The sequence below is a fragment of the Caldibacillus sp. 210928-DFI.2.18 genome (assembly GCF_020554505.1).
GTDB classification, from domain to species: domain Bacteria; phylum Bacillota; class Bacilli; order Bacillales; family Caldibacillaceae; genus Caldifermentibacillus; species Caldifermentibacillus hisashii.
On sequence record NZ_JAJCHL010000076.1, the window covers coordinates 1 to 14,910 of the forward strand.

The following is a 14,910-nucleotide window of genomic DNA, read 5'->3' on the forward strand; positions in this document are numbered from 1 at the left end:
TAGAATTGCCTGGATCCCCTGCTATGGGACAAAATCAGTGGAAATCGAAGCAAAAGTGTCTCATAGAACGGCCCTATGAGACAAAATTTGTGGAAAATCAAGCCAAAATGTCCCATAGAATTACCCGGATCCCCTGCTATGGGACAAAATCAGCGGAATTCGAAGCAAAAATGGCTCATAGAACGGCCCTATGAGACAAAATTTGTTGAAAATCAAGCCAAAATGTCTCATAGAATTGCCTGGATCCCCTGCTATGGGACAAAATCAGTGGAAATCGAAGCAAAAGTGTCTCATAGAACGGCCCTATGAGACAAAATTTGTGGAAAATCAAGCCAAAATGTCTCATAGAATTGTCCGTACCTCACTCTATGGCCTTCCTTGCACAACCAAGCTTTCCTTTTGCACTATTCCTAAAAATTTCCCGCTAAGTCGAATTCACTTCCCTGCTGGAAATTTATATGCTTAACGTATAAAAAAGAGGCTGACGATTACGCCAACCCGTACCCACGCCTACCTACATTTTCAATTTTTGTTTTACTTTTTCCATTAATTCATCTTCAGTCAGTGCAGCTACCGGTCGGTTATTGACAAAAGTGAATGTTTTTTTTCGCCCTGGTCCGCAATAAGATTGACAACCTATTTTTATAGTTGCATCGGGATCGAGTTCTTTCAATTTTGGAATCAATGTTTTTAAATTTACAGCTTGACAATCATCGCAAACCCGAAATTCGTTTGCCATTTTACGTACAATCCTTTCAAATAAAATATCAGTCAACCCTAGTGGGGATAGCTAATTCGTCACTAAATGGTATTGTACAACCAAAAAATACATATATCAAGTGAAGCAAAACCACATTCGGGTTGTAAAACGCAAAAAAATATTAAAAAACTATTATCCTTTTATCTTTTATTGTATAAATTATAAAAATACTGTCCATGATAATAGTAAACCAATCAATAATAAAATTTTGCATAATTGGGAGTTGAGAATAATGAAAGTACGTCAAGATGCATGGACAGAAGAAAATGATTTATTACTAGCTGAAACTGTATTACGACATGTAAGAGAAGGAAGTACACAATTGAATGCTTTCGAAGAGGTAGGTGACAAATTAAATCGGACGAGTGCTGCGTGCGGCTTTCGTTGGAATGCGGTCGTCCGTCATAAATATGAAAAAGCCCTACAACTGGCAAAGAAACAAAGAAAACAAAAGCAAAGATTGTTAGGAAAGGATCACGGTGGCAAGAAAAAATTACTTTACCAGCCGCCAATTCCTACTCCGGAAGAATTGGAATTATCAACTGAAATAGCAACAATTGAAACCGGTGTAATGGATCAGCCTGTTGGAGCAGAAATGGCAGAAAATCAAGTGCCTGTATCAACTGCAGGTACATCTGTCCATCCGCAAAACTTAACGATGGATATGGTCATTCGCTTTTTACAAAACTTGAACAATTCCAATCTACAAGCAAGTATTTATAAAAATGAGAATGAAAGTTTGAAAAGAGAGATCGCTGATTTACGCAAACAAAACCAGGAATTAGAAGAAAAGGTCAAAGAGTTGGAAGAAAACTCAACAACAATGCAGGAAGACTATGAAACGTTAGTAAAAATTATGAACCGAGCCCGTAAACTGGTGCTGTTTGAAGAAGAGGAGAAGCCTTCCACTACCTTTAAGATGGATCGTAATGGAAATTTGGAAAAAGTTGCTGAATAAGGTAGTCTTGGCAACAACAGAAAACATATCGTAGGGAAGGCTTGCTCATTTTCAGTAAGCCTTCCGTATTCTTACGGCAACCATTTCTCATTTCGTTCAACTACTCTCTTATAATAATGCTCATATAAGTCGCTTTCTTCAGCGGTTAGTTGACTCGTGTAAAATTTCCCGCCGCTCACTTTTTTCAACACTTGGAGAAAGCGTAACATACATTGTTCAATGGTGATGTCTATTCCGAGTAATTCGGATAAGGAAGCCATTACTTCCGGTGTAATTTGCGGATATGCAAATTTTGTTACCGTACCCTTCAGTGATTTTTCATAAAATTGACGAATAACCTCAGCTCTTTTGCTGCCACTGCCTGTTACACATAAATAAATTTGGACGGCAACACCTTTTTTTACCCGCCGCTGAGAAATACCTGCAAACTTTTTTCCATTTATGCTTAAATCATAACTGCCGGGACAATAAGATCCGTGAATCTCGCCCGCCTTAATCTGATCTGTGAGGTCGGCAAACATCAATTGAACAAAACGGTACATCGCTTCGTACCCGCGGTTAATCTCAATCCCCTTTTCCTTTTCGGGGAACACCAATGTAATATTAAGCACCCCTTCATCTAAGTAGACGGCAAGCCCTCCGGATGTTCGCACAATATAACGGTAGCCGGATTCTTCTAAAAATTTTAGACCATCCACTAAATAAGGTAAGCGAATATCTTGAATCCCTAAAATAACGGAATGATGATGAACCCATGTTCTGGCGACGGCGTTTGATAGACCAGTTCCGACCGATTCACATAATGTATCGTCCATTGCAAAAGATTGAAGCGGATGGAACATTGGACCTAAACTGGATTGGTCAATAATTCTCCATTCATCTTGTTCAAGAAGTTTAAGAACATCATCCATTCTTTTTTCTCCTTTTTATACGTCTCTTGAGTAGTTTTTCCTTCGTTATTATAACATAAAGAAAGTTGACTCATGCGCTTCCCTTATTTGAGAAGTGCCTAAATAAGCCAACTTTCCCCATCCTCAGTATAGATCTTTTAACAAATACTTTATTGTAATGCTTGTGCAGCAGTGATCAAAGCTAATTTATAAACATCCTCTTCATTGCAACCGCGAGACAAATCGTTTACCGGTGCATTTAATCCTTGTAAAATTGGTCCTACCGCTTCAAAATTTCCGAGCCGCTGAGCAATTTTGTAACCGATATTGCCCGCCTCTAAACTCGGGAAGATAAAGACGGTCGAATCCCCTTTAATTATCGAACAGGGTGCTTTTTTCTCCGCCACAGCTGGAACAAAGGCGGCATCAAATTGAAATTCTCCGTCAATTATCAATTCCGGATTCATTTCTTTGGCAAGTTTTACAGCTTCAGCTACTTTTTCCGTTTCTTCTGATTTAGCCGATCCTTTTGTTGAGAAACTTAACATAGCAATTTTTGGATCAATATCAAACATTTTAGCCGTCTGTTCACTTACCACTGCTACCTCTGCCAAACCTTGGGCGTCCAGGGTAATATTGATTGCACAATCAGCAAATACATATTTTTCATCGCCGCGTACCATGATAAAAGCACCGGAAGTTCTTTTGATACCCGGTTTTGTTTTTATAATTTGCAAAGCGGGTCTTACAGTGTCTGCAGTTGAATGAGCGGCACCACTTACAAGACCATCAGCTTTTTTCAAGTAAACAAGCATTGTACCAAAATAATTTTCATCCTTTAATAATTCACGTGCTTGTTCTTCCGTTGCTTTCCCTTTGCGACGTTCAACAAATTCTGTCACCATTTTTTCCATTTCGGGATATGTATGTGGATTTAATACTTCAATGCCTTCAATGGATACACCAAGGTCTTTTGCCTTCTGTTCCAACTCGGCTCGGTTTCCGATCAAAACAGGTTCCAACACATGTTCTGAAGCAAGTCGAGTAGCTGCTTTTAAAATCCGTTCATCATAGCCCTCCGGAAAAACAATACGTAAATTTTTCCCGTTCACTTTTTCTTTTATCGATGTAAATAAATCCATATTGAAATCCTCCTTTAACTCCTTCATTTTTAAGGATACTATTTGTGAAAAAAATTGCAAGCTATATTAATAAATCAACAAAGATCAGGACAAGTTGTATTAGTATTGTTCGATTTTTTCCATAAACTATACCGGACAATCCTATTTTCATCATGAGAACGTTCACAAAGTTGTCAAATGCGTTTGAGGAGAATTCGCTATTCGTCATATGGTATAGTAAAGAAAAATGGACGAGGAGTGTTGTTGAATGAGTGAAGCAGTGCAAACATTGGATGGTTGGTATTGTTTACATGATTTCCGCAAAATTGATTGGACTTCTTGGAAACAATTATCAGAAGCAGAAAGAAACGAAGCGGTTCAAGAATTTGAACATATGTTAAATAATTGGCATGTTGTTGAAGAAGGAGAAAAAGGTAGCCATGCTTTTTACTCAATTGTCGGACAAAAGGCGGATTTGATGTTTATGATTTTACGGCCAACGATGGATGAGTTAAATGAAGTTGAAACAGAATTAAATAAAACAACATTGGCAGACTTTTTCATACCTACCTATTCTTATGTATCGGTTGTGGAGTTAAGCAGTTACTTAGGGAAAGATGATGGCAGTGATCCGTACGAAAATCCGTATGTCCGTTCCAGATTATATCCAAACCTGCCTAAATCAAAATATTTTTGTTTCTACCCGATGGATAAACGCCGGCAAGGGAACGATAACTGGTATATGTTATCAATGGAAGAACGAAGAGATTTCATGAGAAGTCACGGTGAAATTGGCAGAAAATACGCCGGCAAAGTAAAACAAATTATTACCGGTTCTGTTGGTTTTGACGATTGGGAATGGGGCGTTTCCCTTTTTTCTGACGATGTTTTACAGTTCAAAAAATTGGTCTATGAAATGCGCTTTGATGAAGTAAGTGCCCGGTTTGGAGAATTTGGTTCATTCTTTGTCGGGAACTTACTTGACAATGATAAATTTAAAAAAATGATGGAAATCTAATGATGTAAGGCCAAGAATGCCCCCTGAAAATCAACATTCTTGGTCTTTTTTTTGCAAAATTATTCTCATTAAGGACGCCCAAACCACTAATCATCCCCTAAAATTTTCATCCTTCTTTGTTGGGACATCAGGCATTGGGCAGACATGCTTGCAACTGGGCTTGTGTTTTTAACGAGTCAATAAGTACGTCAGCGGGGCGCTCGGTTTTTATTTAGGTACATAGTTTTTTAGACTGCCACTTTTCTAATATCTTTTCAGTAATACCGAAAAAATACTTGCATATATATACAATGTGGGTTTTTTCGGGACCCAAATACAACTATTGATCCGTTTGTGTATTCCAGCCAATTCCTCCCAACACGGTTTCCCGGTTAATTCTATCAACTGATGCAAACCATTCCTTCATTGCAGCAATCATTCCTACTTTTTGAGGATGTAAAAAAGCGATTGTATTTAACGCGGACTTCATCATCGCATAGTCTGTAAACTTGCCTATTGCATTGGTGAAAAAAAGCCCTACGGATTGAAATTTCGCTTAACCCTTTCCAGTTTATTTGTTGCAAAATATGAACATTGGCCAACGATCTTTCATACATTGAAAATTAGAGTCTAACTCTATTTTGAAATGGGGGATTGTTTTTGGCAGTCATTCAATATAATGATGCAGACGTCCGGCTACTCGCCAGATTAATTCGGGCAGAGGCTGAAGGAGAGGGTAATCTTGGCATGCTAATGGTCGGTAACGTCGGTGTTAACCGTGTCCGTGCCGATTGCTTAGACTTTAAAGATGTCCGTTCGGTAAAACAAATGGTATTTCAATCACCCGGCGGCTTCGAGGCAACACAAAAGGGGTATTTTTATCAACCAGCTAGAGAAAATGAACTACGCCTAGCAAGAAGGGTTATTAGAGGGGAACGATTTCATCCCGCCACGAATTCACTTTGGTTTTTCAAGCCGACGGGTTCTTGTCCCGCGCAATGGTTCAATCAATGGAATTCCGGCCGATATAAGTCACACTGTTTCTATTCCCCCTCTCAATCTGCATGCCCTACTGTCTTTTAGTTTAAAAAAATTGCATTGTAATACTGTCTTTTCACTTAGAAAAATTACGACCACCCCTGATTCTAGTAAAAGACATTATGCAGACCCGGCGGAAATCAAGTGTTTATAAAAAAATATACACCGTTTTTCCTAGTTTATAAAGTTAGCCGGAATGACAAATCAAGTGTCCATTAAAAATTATATACGCTTGAAATTTTTCATGAGGAGGATTTACCATGAGTGCGAATTCAGGAAATTTTACAGGATATCAATATTATCGGCAAACGAATCCGTATCAACAAGCAGCAGGAGGTTTTCAATACGGGCAACCCGTACAAACCGGGCAACAAGCTGGCGCATATATACCTGGCTATCCACAAATGCCTACCTTTCCGCAAATGCCTGCGGGTACAGCGGTACAAACACCCGGCATTGCCACGACCGGTGTTCAAGTTCCGGGAATGTTGCCAATTGAACAATCCTATATTGAAAACATACTGCGGCTAAATAAAGGAAAGCTTGTAACCGTGTATATGGCCTTTGAAGGAAGCCAAGAGTGGAATTCAAAAGTATTCCGCGGTATTGTTGAAGCAGCCGGACGAGATCACCTTATCTTAAGCGATCCTGAAACCGGTTATCGTTATTTACTGCCAATGGTTTACTTTAATTATGCTGTTTTTGAAGAAGAAATTCAGTACGATTATCCTTTCCCCGGCACAGGATTTCAACAAGGGGTTACTACTTATCAGCCGAGATGATCAGCTAACCGGATAAAGTGAGACTGCCCTTCGTTTCAAATAGCAGTCTCTTTTTCTTGACTTTTACAGTTTCATACTTGAAGTTGGCTTCACATCTGTATTTTTTGTACGTTATATAAGACAAACAAGTTCCTATTAAAATAATTTACTTGCCGCCACCATAAGCAATATCCAGGCGATCAGGAAAGATACGCCACCGATTGGTGTAATTGCCCCAAGCACCTTCACACCGGTAAGACTTAAAATATATAAACTTCCCGAAAACAGCACAATTCCGGCAAAAAACAGCCAACCTGACCAGGATATAAGTGAACTTGCCGGGAATTTTGACATTAACAGACCTACCGCCAATAAAGCAAGCGCATGAAACATTTGATATTGAACGCCGGTTTGCCATGTTGATAAATAGTGATCACTCAGTTTTCCTTCTAATATATGGGCACCAAACGCCCCCAGTGCAACAGATAAAAACCCATTTAACGCACCTAAAAATAAAAATAGATTCATTTATTTCACCGCTTTCCTTTCTATAAATTTTGAAATACTTTTACGGAAACATCTATGAAAATCGCCAAAGCACTCCAAGTCCCTTTCCTTCAACTTTTAAAAATCCTCAAGTTGCTTTTTGCCCATTCTAAAAAATTGCCAAGTCCCTTTATCCATGCAATTACTTAAAAATCAAATAAAGAGTCGCCGTTTGCCCCGTCATCTGTTTCCAGTTTCTTTTCCATCAACGTGTTCGTCGCTGTCACGGCTTTGGGTGTAGAAACAGAAATCGGCTGAACAGGTCTGGAGTATGCTTGCTCACTACCAACTGAACTTGATTCCTCCAGCATCACTTCACATAATGTTTTAATTGCTTGTATATGTTCACGAATTTTGGTATCTGATGTTTCCCTTTTTGCTTCATTCACCTTTTCCCCCATCTTGTTCAATAAAACTTGATAGGATATTTGCATGTCATCACCTTTTCTAACTCTTTTTTCAAACTCTTGAGCTATCCTTATTTTACAAAAAATGAATGGAATAAGCTAATGGAAGACTGTTTACAATTCCACAATTTGATAATTGCTTCTTTTTTTAGAATAGAAGACTCTTTTTTGATAAACTAAATGGTAGAAAAAGACGATAAAGGAGTTTGTGCAAATGGCTAATTATCCTTCTTGGATTGAAGAAAAAGACGAGGTCTTGTGGCTTACAGAGGACGACCGGGAACATTTACAAATCAGCTACCGGTTAAAAAAAGTTATTTTTTCAGAACAGTCTCCGATTCAACATGTCATGATTGTCGAGTCGGATGATTTCGGTCGAATGCTTGTCTTGGATGGGGTCGTTCAAACTACAGCGATGGATGGCTATATTTATAACGAAATGATTACCCATGTTCCGCTCCAACTGCACCCCAATCCGAAAAATGTGCTGATCATCGGTGGCGGTGATTGCGGGGCGGCACGAGAAGCAACGAAATACCCAAGTCTCACACAAATCGATATGGTGGAAATTGATGAACTGGTTGTAAAAGCGTGCAAGGAGCATTTACAAGAGGTTTCCGGAAATTTACATGATCCGCGGGTGAATTTTATTTTTACCGATGGACTTGCCTTCGCACAGGAAAAAGAGGATGCATATGATGTGATAATCGTGGACTCCTCCGATCCGGTCGGTCCTGCCGAGGCATTATTTGAATACGACTTTTATCAAAATTTACATAAGGCTCTAAAGAAAGATGGTATTCTTGTTTGTCAAAGCCAGTCACCCATTTTCCAACAAGCAATTGTCAAACAAACACGAACCCATTTTGAAAAATTATTCACTGACACAAAAACCTATACCGCCATTGTCCCTACTTATCCCGGCGGCATGTGGAGTTTCACGATCGGTACAAAAGGAAATCCGATTGAACCTGGTCGTGTCCATTTTAAAAATGTAGATACAAACTATTTTAATCAAGGCGTTTTCGAAAGCTGCTTTACCTTGCCGGAGTTTCTGAAAAGGCTAGTGCCAAATCATTCACATTAGAGCTAGTTAAGCTAAAGAGGACTGCTTACATTGCTTTTCTGATAAAGCTCTTAATGAAACGTATCGAACGTCTTTACCCATTTTTTACTATACTAAAAACAACGGACGAACCATCTTTGTTCTTGTTCGTCCGTTTCCTACTTCAATTATCCTTATATTCTATTGTTGCTTTATATCCCATCCGGTTCATGAATGTTTCAATTACTTTTGTCGCTTGCTCTTCAGCGGAAGTCAGCAATCCCTGTTCAGTTGCCTCCGCTACAATTTGATCTTGGGCCAATTCAGCAAAAGCATATCCTTCATCAATGGAAGCCTCACTCCGAAACAAGCCTTCCGATGAAAAAATTTGTGCTTGATCAAAATAAAGCGTCGGTTTCTGAATAATTTCCGCTTTCGGTAAAATAAGGTGAATCGTTTTATGATCTTCATTTATCTCTAAATCACTTTTCGTTACCTTTGACAAATCAACACCCGCAATTACTTCACCGGGAATAATGATTAAAATTTTCCGCTTCGTACCCGGAAGATTTGCGTCAATTTTTTGACCAAAAAGTTGATTATCTTCTTGTTCAACAACTGCCTTCATATAAGCTTTCGATGTCGCAAGCGTGGACAAATCTTGAATTTGCTCAACAAAACCGGCAACCTTTTGAGTCTCTCCCTCTCTCACAAATATCGAACGAATGCCAAGAAAGACGGTCAAAAGTAGGAGAAGAAGGAGGGAGAACATGATCATTCGGCTTTTTATATTTGAAAACAGTCGTCGATAGACCGTGTGTTGCCGGACTGCTGCCGTTGCACCGATTTCTGCTTTTGTCTGTTTTAATTCATTTATCATTTTCTTTATCTCTTCCAAGGTTTCTGTATCTTCCTGATGAGCCATCAATCTTCCCCACCGTTTCCATTTAGATACATCTAGTTTAGCAAAATTACCTGAACAATACTATTTACAGATTCCACCAGTATGATAGATTGTTTTTACTTCACTATTCTTGAAAACTATTTACACAACATAGCCCATTGCAACCGGTCGCAGTTATTCATGCTTGATTCGTAAATACATCCGATAAAAAATAAAAAATGACAAGTAAGCAATGATGGAACCGGTGAAAAAAGGAAGCAAAAACCATAACTTTGCTATACTCACATAAATAAGAAAGGTCGTTATGAAAAAAATAAGTAAAGAATAGATCGGTTTTCCAAAGGTGAAATAAAAGGCATTTTTTAATAATGTTTTTACATCCATTTCAAAATGCACAGACAGTGAAATGAATTGTATCGTATAAACAAGCAACCCTGCACCGAATATAAGAAAAATCATGGAAAATACTGCATTACCAACACTTTGTAAATAGTAAACATCGCCAACAATAATTAACCACAAAAACATAAAGATCAAACCGGAGATAACACTTTTTTTATAATTATCCTTAAAATATTTAAAAAATGCCGTTGCATGAGACGCTGTTTCCCTTTTCAAAACCCAGTCACGGGCAACGGCAAACAAAGCTGTTGTGCCAGGGAAAAACAGTAGAGGGACGAGAATAAAGAAACAAAGAAGATAATACAAAAGCCCAATTTTCACTGGGCTAAATATCATAGTAAAAATAACAAATGCGAATGGCAGATTTAAAATAAACCAATAAATATTTGTTATGGTCATCTTAACAAACCATTCGACAGCTTCATTGAAAGTTTCCCAAAAACGAGACATATTTATTATCACTGCCTTCTTTATGACAATTTATTATCGATCTGAAAAGTGCCTGTTACCACACCTTACTTGACCTCGACCATATAGTCAATGGGGACAGTGTATATCGCACCAACCTGAAAACGCCATTGTCTCACTCTACTTAATCCCGATTATTTAATTAATTTAAACCGGTCTATTCGCACCAAACGAAAACGCAGATTGCCTCACTCTATTTGATCCTGATTATTTAGTCAATTAAGATCGATATATCCTTCCGAACGAAAAACGCAGATTGCCTCACCCTACTTGACCGCTCCTTCTGCTATCCCTTTAATTATATATTTTTGGGCAAATACATAGAAGACGACAACCGGTATAATTGTCAATACAAGTCCGGCCATTGCCTGGTTCCATTGGATCGTGAATTCGCCAAAGAAATAGAAGGTGGACAACGGAATCGTTCTTAACTCTTTTTGTGTCAACACTAAGGATGGCAGCAAATAGTCGTTCCAAATACTAATAACATTTAAAATCATAACTGTCACGGTAATTGGTTTCAACATCGGGAAAATGATCCGCCAAAAGATACCGAATTTTGAAGCTCCGTCTATCATTGCCGCCTCTTCCAATGAAAGCGGGATCGACTTAATAAATCCGTGATAAAGAAAAACGGCCATACTTGTATTAAAACCGATATTCATAAAAATCAGACCGCCGCGGGTATTTAACATCGGAATTCCGATAGTTTTCATAATCCAGTTCATTTCCTGCATTAGCGGCATCATGATGGTTTGGAAAGGAATAAGCATCGTTGCAATAAAAGTCATAAAAATAATTTTGCTTATTCGATTATTCGTTCTTGCCAACATCCATGCAGTCATCGACGATAAAATGACGATAAAAATAACAGAAACGACAGTAATAAATAGTGAATTTCCAAAGGCATTTAATTTCCACTTTTACACCGGTTTCTTTTTCATATTCTTATGCAAGTGCTTCCAGTTGATCTGAAATTTCTACTTTACTTTGGAAAATGGTGATCTTTTTCCCTCCGCCATCATCCCCTGAATCATCTTTCTTTGCTTTATCATCGTTTCCACCACCACAAGCTGTTAAGACCAGCGATATAACAACCATTAACAAAAAGGCAAGCCAAGATTTCTTTCTGAATTTCATTATTGGTTCCCCCTCTTTTTTATCAGTTTATTTATTAAAACCATTTATGAAATGGTTATAACCTGACTCCACTTTCTTTCTTCATCATTGGAACGATTAAACTTGATTGTTCACTTACCTGAAATGTTTTACTGTAAACAGAAACTTTTAATGGATTTCCGCTGATTTCAATGACGATACGCTCTTTTTCAACTTTCAAATGAATCGCCCTTCCACAATATTGGAGTGAACATTCGTATCCTTCCCACTTACTGGGTAAAGCCGGGTTAAAATGAAGACCATCTTCTTTTAATCTAAGACCTGCAAAGCCAAATACGATGGCTAACCACGTACCGCCCATATTCGCCAGATGAAGACCATCTTTTGTGTTTCCATGGGTGTTGTCCAAATCAAGTCGGGCCGTTTCAATAAAGTATTGATAGGCTTTTTCAATGTCACCTATTTTCGCTCCCATAATGCTAAAGATACAAGATGAAAGCGAAGAATCATGGGTCGTGATTCCTTCATAGTAAAAATATGAATTTGTCATTGTTTCTTCGGTTACTTCATCTTCTAAAAGAAAATGGGCTAGAACCGTATCTGCCTGTTTGCATACTTGATACCGATATAAAGTTAACGGATGATAATGCAGCAGTAACGGATAATGATCCTTTGGCGTATGTTCAAAATCCCAAACCGCCTTTTGTAAAAACGTGTCGTCTTGCGGATTGATTTTTAATTGCTCATCATAAGGCAAAAACATTTTTGTTGCCGTTTCTTGCCACATGTCCGGCTCGTCGTTCTCTAACTGAATTTTTTCTTTTAGTTCTGCCAGTAACTCCGGCGCATCTTTTTCCAGCTTTTTAAATGCCTTTACTGCCCACTTCAAATTGTACTTAGCCATCACATTCGTATAGTAATTGTTATTGACAATGGCCGTATATTCATCCGGACCGGTAACCGCATCGATTTTAAACTGCCCCTCGGTAAAATGACCGACTTCCAACCAAAGTCTGGCTGTTTCAAATAATACTTCGGTAGCGTACGAACGAAAGAACGCTTCATCCTTTGTCGCTAAGTAATATTGCACAAATCCGTAGGCGATATCGGCACTTATATGATATTGGGCAGTTCCGGCGGGAAAATAGGACGAACATTCTCCACCGGCTATCGTTCGCCACGGAAATAAAGCTCCTTTTCGATGTCCCATTTCTTTTGCCCGCTTCCTCGCATGATCCAAAATGGAATAACGATACAAGAGCAACTGCTTGGCAATTTCCGGTTTGGTCATAATAAAGACGGGAAGCATATAAATTTCTGTATCCCAGAAATAATGACCTTCATACCCTTCTCCGGACAAACCTTTCGCGGCAATATTTGAAAGCGGATCTCGCCCGGCCGACTGAAGCAGATGATAAAGATTAAAGCGGATTCCTTCCTGGACTTTATCATCTCCATGAATAACGATATCGGCATGGTTCCAAAATTTTTGTACATAATCAATTTGTTCGCTAAGTAATTCTTCAAAAGTTACGGTCTTTAATTGATTTTGAAGATCTATGCCCTTTTCGCTAAGATTTTCACCATGTCTGCGTGTGTCAACATAAATATTTCGTTTTTCCACTGTTCTTGGTTTGTCAAGGAAAAATTCAATCGTTGTTTCAACGGATTGGTCCCTCACCTGATCCGTTCGTGTTCCCTCAACATATTGATAAGATGTAATACAGGCTGTTTGTAACCCGGAATTTGTTGTTTGATTGACAACAACCGCATACTCTCCAACCATTTTCGATTCGATTGTAGTCAGTAATTTTCCATGCCCGGACCCTACACGCGGATCATTTTCATTGACATAATTTTTGACATCCCCATTGACAGTAGAGACTATTTTTACCTTACCAAAAAAATTAATCGGTTCAATTTTTATTTGTATAGAAAACAGCTCTTTCTTCTCGAAGGAGACAAATCTGCGAAAATATAATTTCAGCTCTTTTCCTTTGGGCGAGCACCAATGAATCAAACGTTCCGCATAGCCTTTGTCAAGGTGCAGCTTTCGTTCATATGCCTTTACTTCACCGGTAAACAGATTGAAAGGTTCCTCATCTGTACCTAACAAAATATACACTTGCCCGGCATCGATCACATTGACAATTTTTTGCTGGGTTGAGGGAAAGCCATACAGTTTTTCCCCGTAAGGAATCTCAGTAATATCATAGAAAGCATTGATATAAGTTCCTTTGATCGTAGGGTCCGTTTCCCGATAACCTTCTTCAAAATTTCCCCTGACGCCTAAATATCCATTGGCTAATGAAAATAAACTTTCTTCAACAATTAACCGTTCGGGATTAATTGATTGACTCTTTATTGTCCAAGTCATGCAAAACACTCCGATGTTCATTTTTATTAACAAATTATTTAACCGCTATCTGTTACATTTCTGTGATTCTATTTGTATTCTAGGATGAAATCGTTTACAATTATATTAAGTTTTTTAGGATTTTGTTAATATTTTTAGGAAATTAGGTGGTATGATGGATGCCTCCCTACAAAAGAAAATTGTCAAACAATATTACAAAGCAAGAATTGAAAACCAAAAAAACGAATACTTACATCCCTCCTATCAACTTGAACAAAAACTAATTACTGCGATTAAGTTGGGGAATGAGAAGGAAGCCATCAGTACATTAAAGGAAATTAACAAACAAAAACGTGCAAAATTGGCGAATAACACCCTCCGATCGTTAAAAAATTCTTTAATCGGTTCTTGTACAATTTTTACACGAGCTGCCATCCAGGGCGGGCTTCATCCGGAAAGTGCCTACAATTTAAGTGATGTTCTCATTCAAGAAATCGAGAGTATGGATGATCCTGCTAAGCTTGAAGAGTTTGAAATAAATATGATCTATACTTTTATTCGGGAATTAAAAAATGAACAATTACCAAAGTACACCAATATTGTTATGCAGACAATTTCGTATATTCATGAACATATTCTTCATGAGCTTTCTTTAGAAAAAATTGCAAAGGATTTATATATTCATCCAAGCTACCTTTCTAATATTTTTAAGAAGGAGACCGGGACAACAGTTAGCAATTATATTAATCAAAAGAAAATTGAGGAATCCAAATACTTCCTGTTGCATTCCGAACTATCAATCTCTGATATTTCAAACCTTTTCCGTTTTTGCAATCAAAGTTATTACACCGCCTTATTTAAAAAATATACCGGTGTCACCCCAAAAGACTTTCGCGAGCTTAATCATCAAAATGAATCGTAATTAAAGGGTTTGGACTTGTCTGGCTATCCGACATCGGCAAGCTGTTGACTTGATCGGTGCAACTGACTATCGATCCGAAATCCACCGGGAATTCTAATAGAGAGCAAGTGTTTTTACTTGATAACCTACTCGATACCGGCAGCCTATTCAGTTGACCGGTGCAACTGACAACCGATCCGAACACTACAGGGAATTCTAATAGAGAGCAAGTGTTTT

General features: G+C 38.3%; 17 protein-coding genes and 1 pseudogene. 6 read left to right on the top strand and 12 right to left on the bottom strand.

Annotated elements, in window-relative coordinates:
* Positions 1–514 precede the first annotated feature (514 nt).
* Positions 515–739, bottom strand: coding sequence for a YuzB family protein (locus LIZ98_RS13615; RefSeq protein ID WP_041844696.1), 225 nt, complete (start codon positions 737–739; stop codon positions 515–517).
* 253 nt (positions 740–992) lie between these two features.
* Here LIZ98_RS13615 and LIZ98_RS13620 point away from each other — a divergent pair, with 253 nt between their 5' ends.
* Complete coding sequence (locus LIZ98_RS13620; RefSeq protein ID WP_255602230.1) at positions 993–1,718, top strand: RsfA family transcriptional regulator; 726 nt, start codon at positions 993–995, stop codon at positions 1,716–1,718.
* A 71-nt stretch (positions 1,719–1,789) separates the two neighbouring features.
* On the opposite strand, the gene lipL is transcribed toward LIZ98_RS13620, so the two are convergent.
* Positions 1,790–2,629, bottom strand: coding sequence for an octanoyl-[GcvH]:protein N-octanoyltransferase (gene lipL / locus LIZ98_RS13625; RefSeq protein ID WP_227139973.1), 840 nt, complete (start codon positions 2,627–2,629; stop codon positions 1,790–1,792).
* A 149-nt stretch (positions 2,630–2,778) separates the two neighbouring features.
* Positions 2,779–3,750, bottom strand: coding sequence for a phosphate acetyltransferase (gene pta / locus LIZ98_RS13630; RefSeq protein ID WP_227139972.1), 972 nt, complete (start codon positions 3,748–3,750; stop codon positions 2,779–2,781).
* A gap of 247 nt (positions 3,751–3,997) precedes the next feature.
* Here pta and hemQ point away from each other — a divergent pair, with 247 nt between their 5' ends.
* A complete protein-coding gene (gene hemQ / locus LIZ98_RS13635; RefSeq protein WP_227092966.1) occupies positions 3,998–4,747 on the top strand; it encodes a hydrogen peroxide-dependent heme synthase in 750 nt (249 codons plus the stop codon).
* Positions 4,748–5,066: 319 nt separating this feature from the next.
* Here hemQ and LIZ98_RS13640 read toward each other — a convergent pair whose 3' ends face one another.
* Positions 5,067–5,219, bottom strand: coding sequence for a hypothetical protein (locus tag LIZ98_RS13640; protein WP_160289701.1), 153 nt, complete (start codon positions 5,217–5,219; stop codon positions 5,067–5,069).
* A gap of 167 nt (positions 5,220–5,386) precedes the next feature.
* Between LIZ98_RS13640 and LIZ98_RS13645 the strand changes: the two genes are divergently transcribed.
* Entirely contained in the window at positions 5,387–5,809 is a 423-nt protein-coding gene (locus tag LIZ98_RS13645) for a cell wall hydrolase (protein WP_041844700.1), read from the top strand.
* Between the two features lie 215 nt (positions 5,810–6,024).
* Positions 6,025–6,546: a spore coat protein GerQ gene (gerQ, locus tag LIZ98_RS13650; RefSeq protein ID WP_034773316.1), complete on the top strand. Its 522-nt coding sequence runs from the start codon at positions 6,025–6,027 to the stop codon at positions 6,544–6,546.
* Positions 6,547–6,681: 135 nt separating this feature from the next.
* Here the strand turns inward: gerQ and LIZ98_RS13655 are convergent, their stop codons facing one another.
* Both LIZ98_RS13655 and LIZ98_RS13660 read right to left on the bottom strand, forming a co-directional pair.
* The gene (locus LIZ98_RS13655; protein ID WP_034773318.1) at positions 6,682–7,053 is read right to left on the bottom strand and encodes a DUF423 domain-containing protein; all 372 of its coding nucleotides are present in this window, start codon (positions 7,051–7,053) and stop codon (positions 6,682–6,684) included.
* A 164-nt stretch (positions 7,054–7,217) separates the two neighbouring features.
* Complete coding sequence (locus LIZ98_RS13660; RefSeq protein WP_034773320.1) at positions 7,218–7,505, bottom strand: YwdI family protein; 288 nt, start codon at positions 7,503–7,505, stop codon at positions 7,218–7,220.
* Between the two features lie 187 nt (positions 7,506–7,692).
* On the opposite strand from LIZ98_RS13660, the gene speE reads away from it, so the two are divergent.
* A complete protein-coding gene (gene speE, locus LIZ98_RS13665) occupies positions 7,693–8,565 on the top strand; it encodes a polyamine aminopropyltransferase (protein ID WP_227139971.1) in 873 nt (290 codons plus the stop codon).
* Positions 8,566–8,707: 142 nt separating this feature from the next.
* On the opposite strand, the gene LIZ98_RS13670 is transcribed toward speE, so the two are convergent.
* From LIZ98_RS13670 to LIZ98_RS13690, 5 genes and pseudogenes are all read right to left on the bottom strand, one after another.
* Positions 8,708–9,448 (bottom strand): DUF4230 domain-containing protein, encoded by a 741-nt coding sequence (locus LIZ98_RS13670; protein WP_034773325.1) that lies wholly within the window; start codon positions 9,446–9,448, stop codon positions 8,708–8,710.
* Between the two features lie 153 nt (positions 9,449–9,601).
* The gene (locus tag LIZ98_RS13675; protein ID WP_227139970.1) at positions 9,602–10,279 is read right to left on the bottom strand and encodes a YesL family protein; all 678 of its coding nucleotides are present in this window, start codon (positions 10,277–10,279) and stop codon (positions 9,602–9,604) included.
* Positions 10,280–10,563: 284 nt separating this feature from the next.
* Positions 10,564–11,208: pseudogene (locus tag LIZ98_RS13680) on the bottom strand (carbohydrate ABC transporter permease); the annotation flags it as partial.
* A 37-nt stretch (positions 11,209–11,245) separates the two neighbouring features.
* On the bottom strand, positions 11,246–11,437 hold the full coding sequence (locus tag LIZ98_RS13685; protein WP_108898975.1) for a hypothetical protein: 192 nt from the start codon (positions 11,435–11,437) through the stop codon (positions 11,246–11,248).
* A gap of 55 nt (positions 11,438–11,492) precedes the next feature.
* The gene (locus LIZ98_RS13690) at positions 11,493–13,793 is read right to left on the bottom strand and encodes a glycoside hydrolase family 65 protein (RefSeq protein WP_227139969.1); all 2,301 of its coding nucleotides are present in this window, start codon (positions 13,791–13,793) and stop codon (positions 11,493–11,495) included.
* Between the two features lie 151 nt (positions 13,794–13,944).
* Between LIZ98_RS13690 and LIZ98_RS13695 the strand changes: the two genes are divergently transcribed.
* Complete coding sequence (locus LIZ98_RS13695; RefSeq protein WP_034773332.1) at positions 13,945–14,694, top strand: AraC family transcriptional regulator; 750 nt, start codon at positions 13,945–13,947, stop codon at positions 14,692–14,694.
* On the opposite strand, the gene LIZ98_RS13700 is transcribed toward LIZ98_RS13695, so the two are convergent.
* A partial coding sequence (locus LIZ98_RS13700) for a hypothetical protein (RefSeq protein WP_227139968.1) occupies positions 14,672–14,910 on the bottom strand: 239 nt, incomplete at its 5' end. The genes LIZ98_RS13695 and LIZ98_RS13700 overlap by 23 nt on opposite strands.

Excerpts from the sequence above, each read along its gene's own strand:
- LIZ98_RS13695 (WP_034773332.1), top strand. The coding sequence starts at position 13,945 with ATGATGGATGCCTCCCTACAAAAGAAAATTGTCAAACAATATTACAAA.
- LIZ98_RS13670 (WP_034773325.1), bottom strand. The coding sequence starts at position 9,448 with ATGGCTCATCAGGAAGATACAGAAACCTTGGAAGAGATAAAGAAAATG.
- speE (WP_227139971.1), top strand. The coding sequence starts at position 7,693 with ATGGCTAATTATCCTTCTTGGATTGAAGAAAAAGACGAGGTCTTGTGG.
- LIZ98_RS13640 (WP_160289701.1), bottom strand. The coding sequence starts at position 5,219 with ATGATGAAGTCCGCGTTAAATACAATCGCTTTTTTACATCCTCAAAAA.
- LIZ98_RS13660 (WP_034773320.1), bottom strand. The coding sequence starts at position 7,505 with ATGCAAATATCCTATCAAGTTTTATTGAACAAGATGGGGGAAAAGGTG.
- hemQ (WP_227092966.1), top strand. The coding sequence starts at position 3,998 with ATGAGTGAAGCAGTGCAAACATTGGATGGTTGGTATTGTTTACATGAT.
- LIZ98_RS13690 (WP_227139969.1), bottom strand. The coding sequence starts at position 13,793 with ATGACTTGGACAATAAAGAGTCAATCAATTAATCCCGAACGGTTAATT.
- gerQ (WP_034773316.1), top strand. The coding sequence starts at position 6,025 with ATGAGTGCGAATTCAGGAAATTTTACAGGATATCAATATTATCGGCAA.
- LIZ98_RS13675 (WP_227139970.1), bottom strand. The coding sequence starts at position 10,279 with ATGTCTCGTTTTTGGGAAACTTTCAATGAAGCTGTCGAATGGTTTGTT.
- LIZ98_RS13620 (WP_255602230.1), top strand. The coding sequence starts at position 993 with ATGAAAGTACGTCAAGATGCATGGACAGAAGAAAATGATTTATTACTA.
- lipL (WP_227139973.1), bottom strand. The coding sequence starts at position 2,629 with ATGGATGATGTTCTTAAACTTCTTGAACAAGATGAATGGAGAATTATT.
- LIZ98_RS13615 (WP_041844696.1), bottom strand. The coding sequence starts at position 739 with ATGGCAAACGAATTTCGGGTTTGCGATGATTGTCAAGCTGTAAATTTA.
- LIZ98_RS13655 (WP_034773318.1), bottom strand. The coding sequence starts at position 7,053 with ATGAATCTATTTTTATTTTTAGGTGCGTTAAATGGGTTTTTATCTGTT.
- pta (WP_227139972.1), bottom strand. The coding sequence starts at position 3,750 with ATGGATTTATTTACATCGATAAAAGAAAAAGTGAACGGGAAAAATTTA.
- LIZ98_RS13685 (WP_108898975.1), bottom strand. The coding sequence starts at position 11,437 with ATGAAATTCAGAAAGAAATCTTGGCTTGCCTTTTTGTTAATGGTTGTT.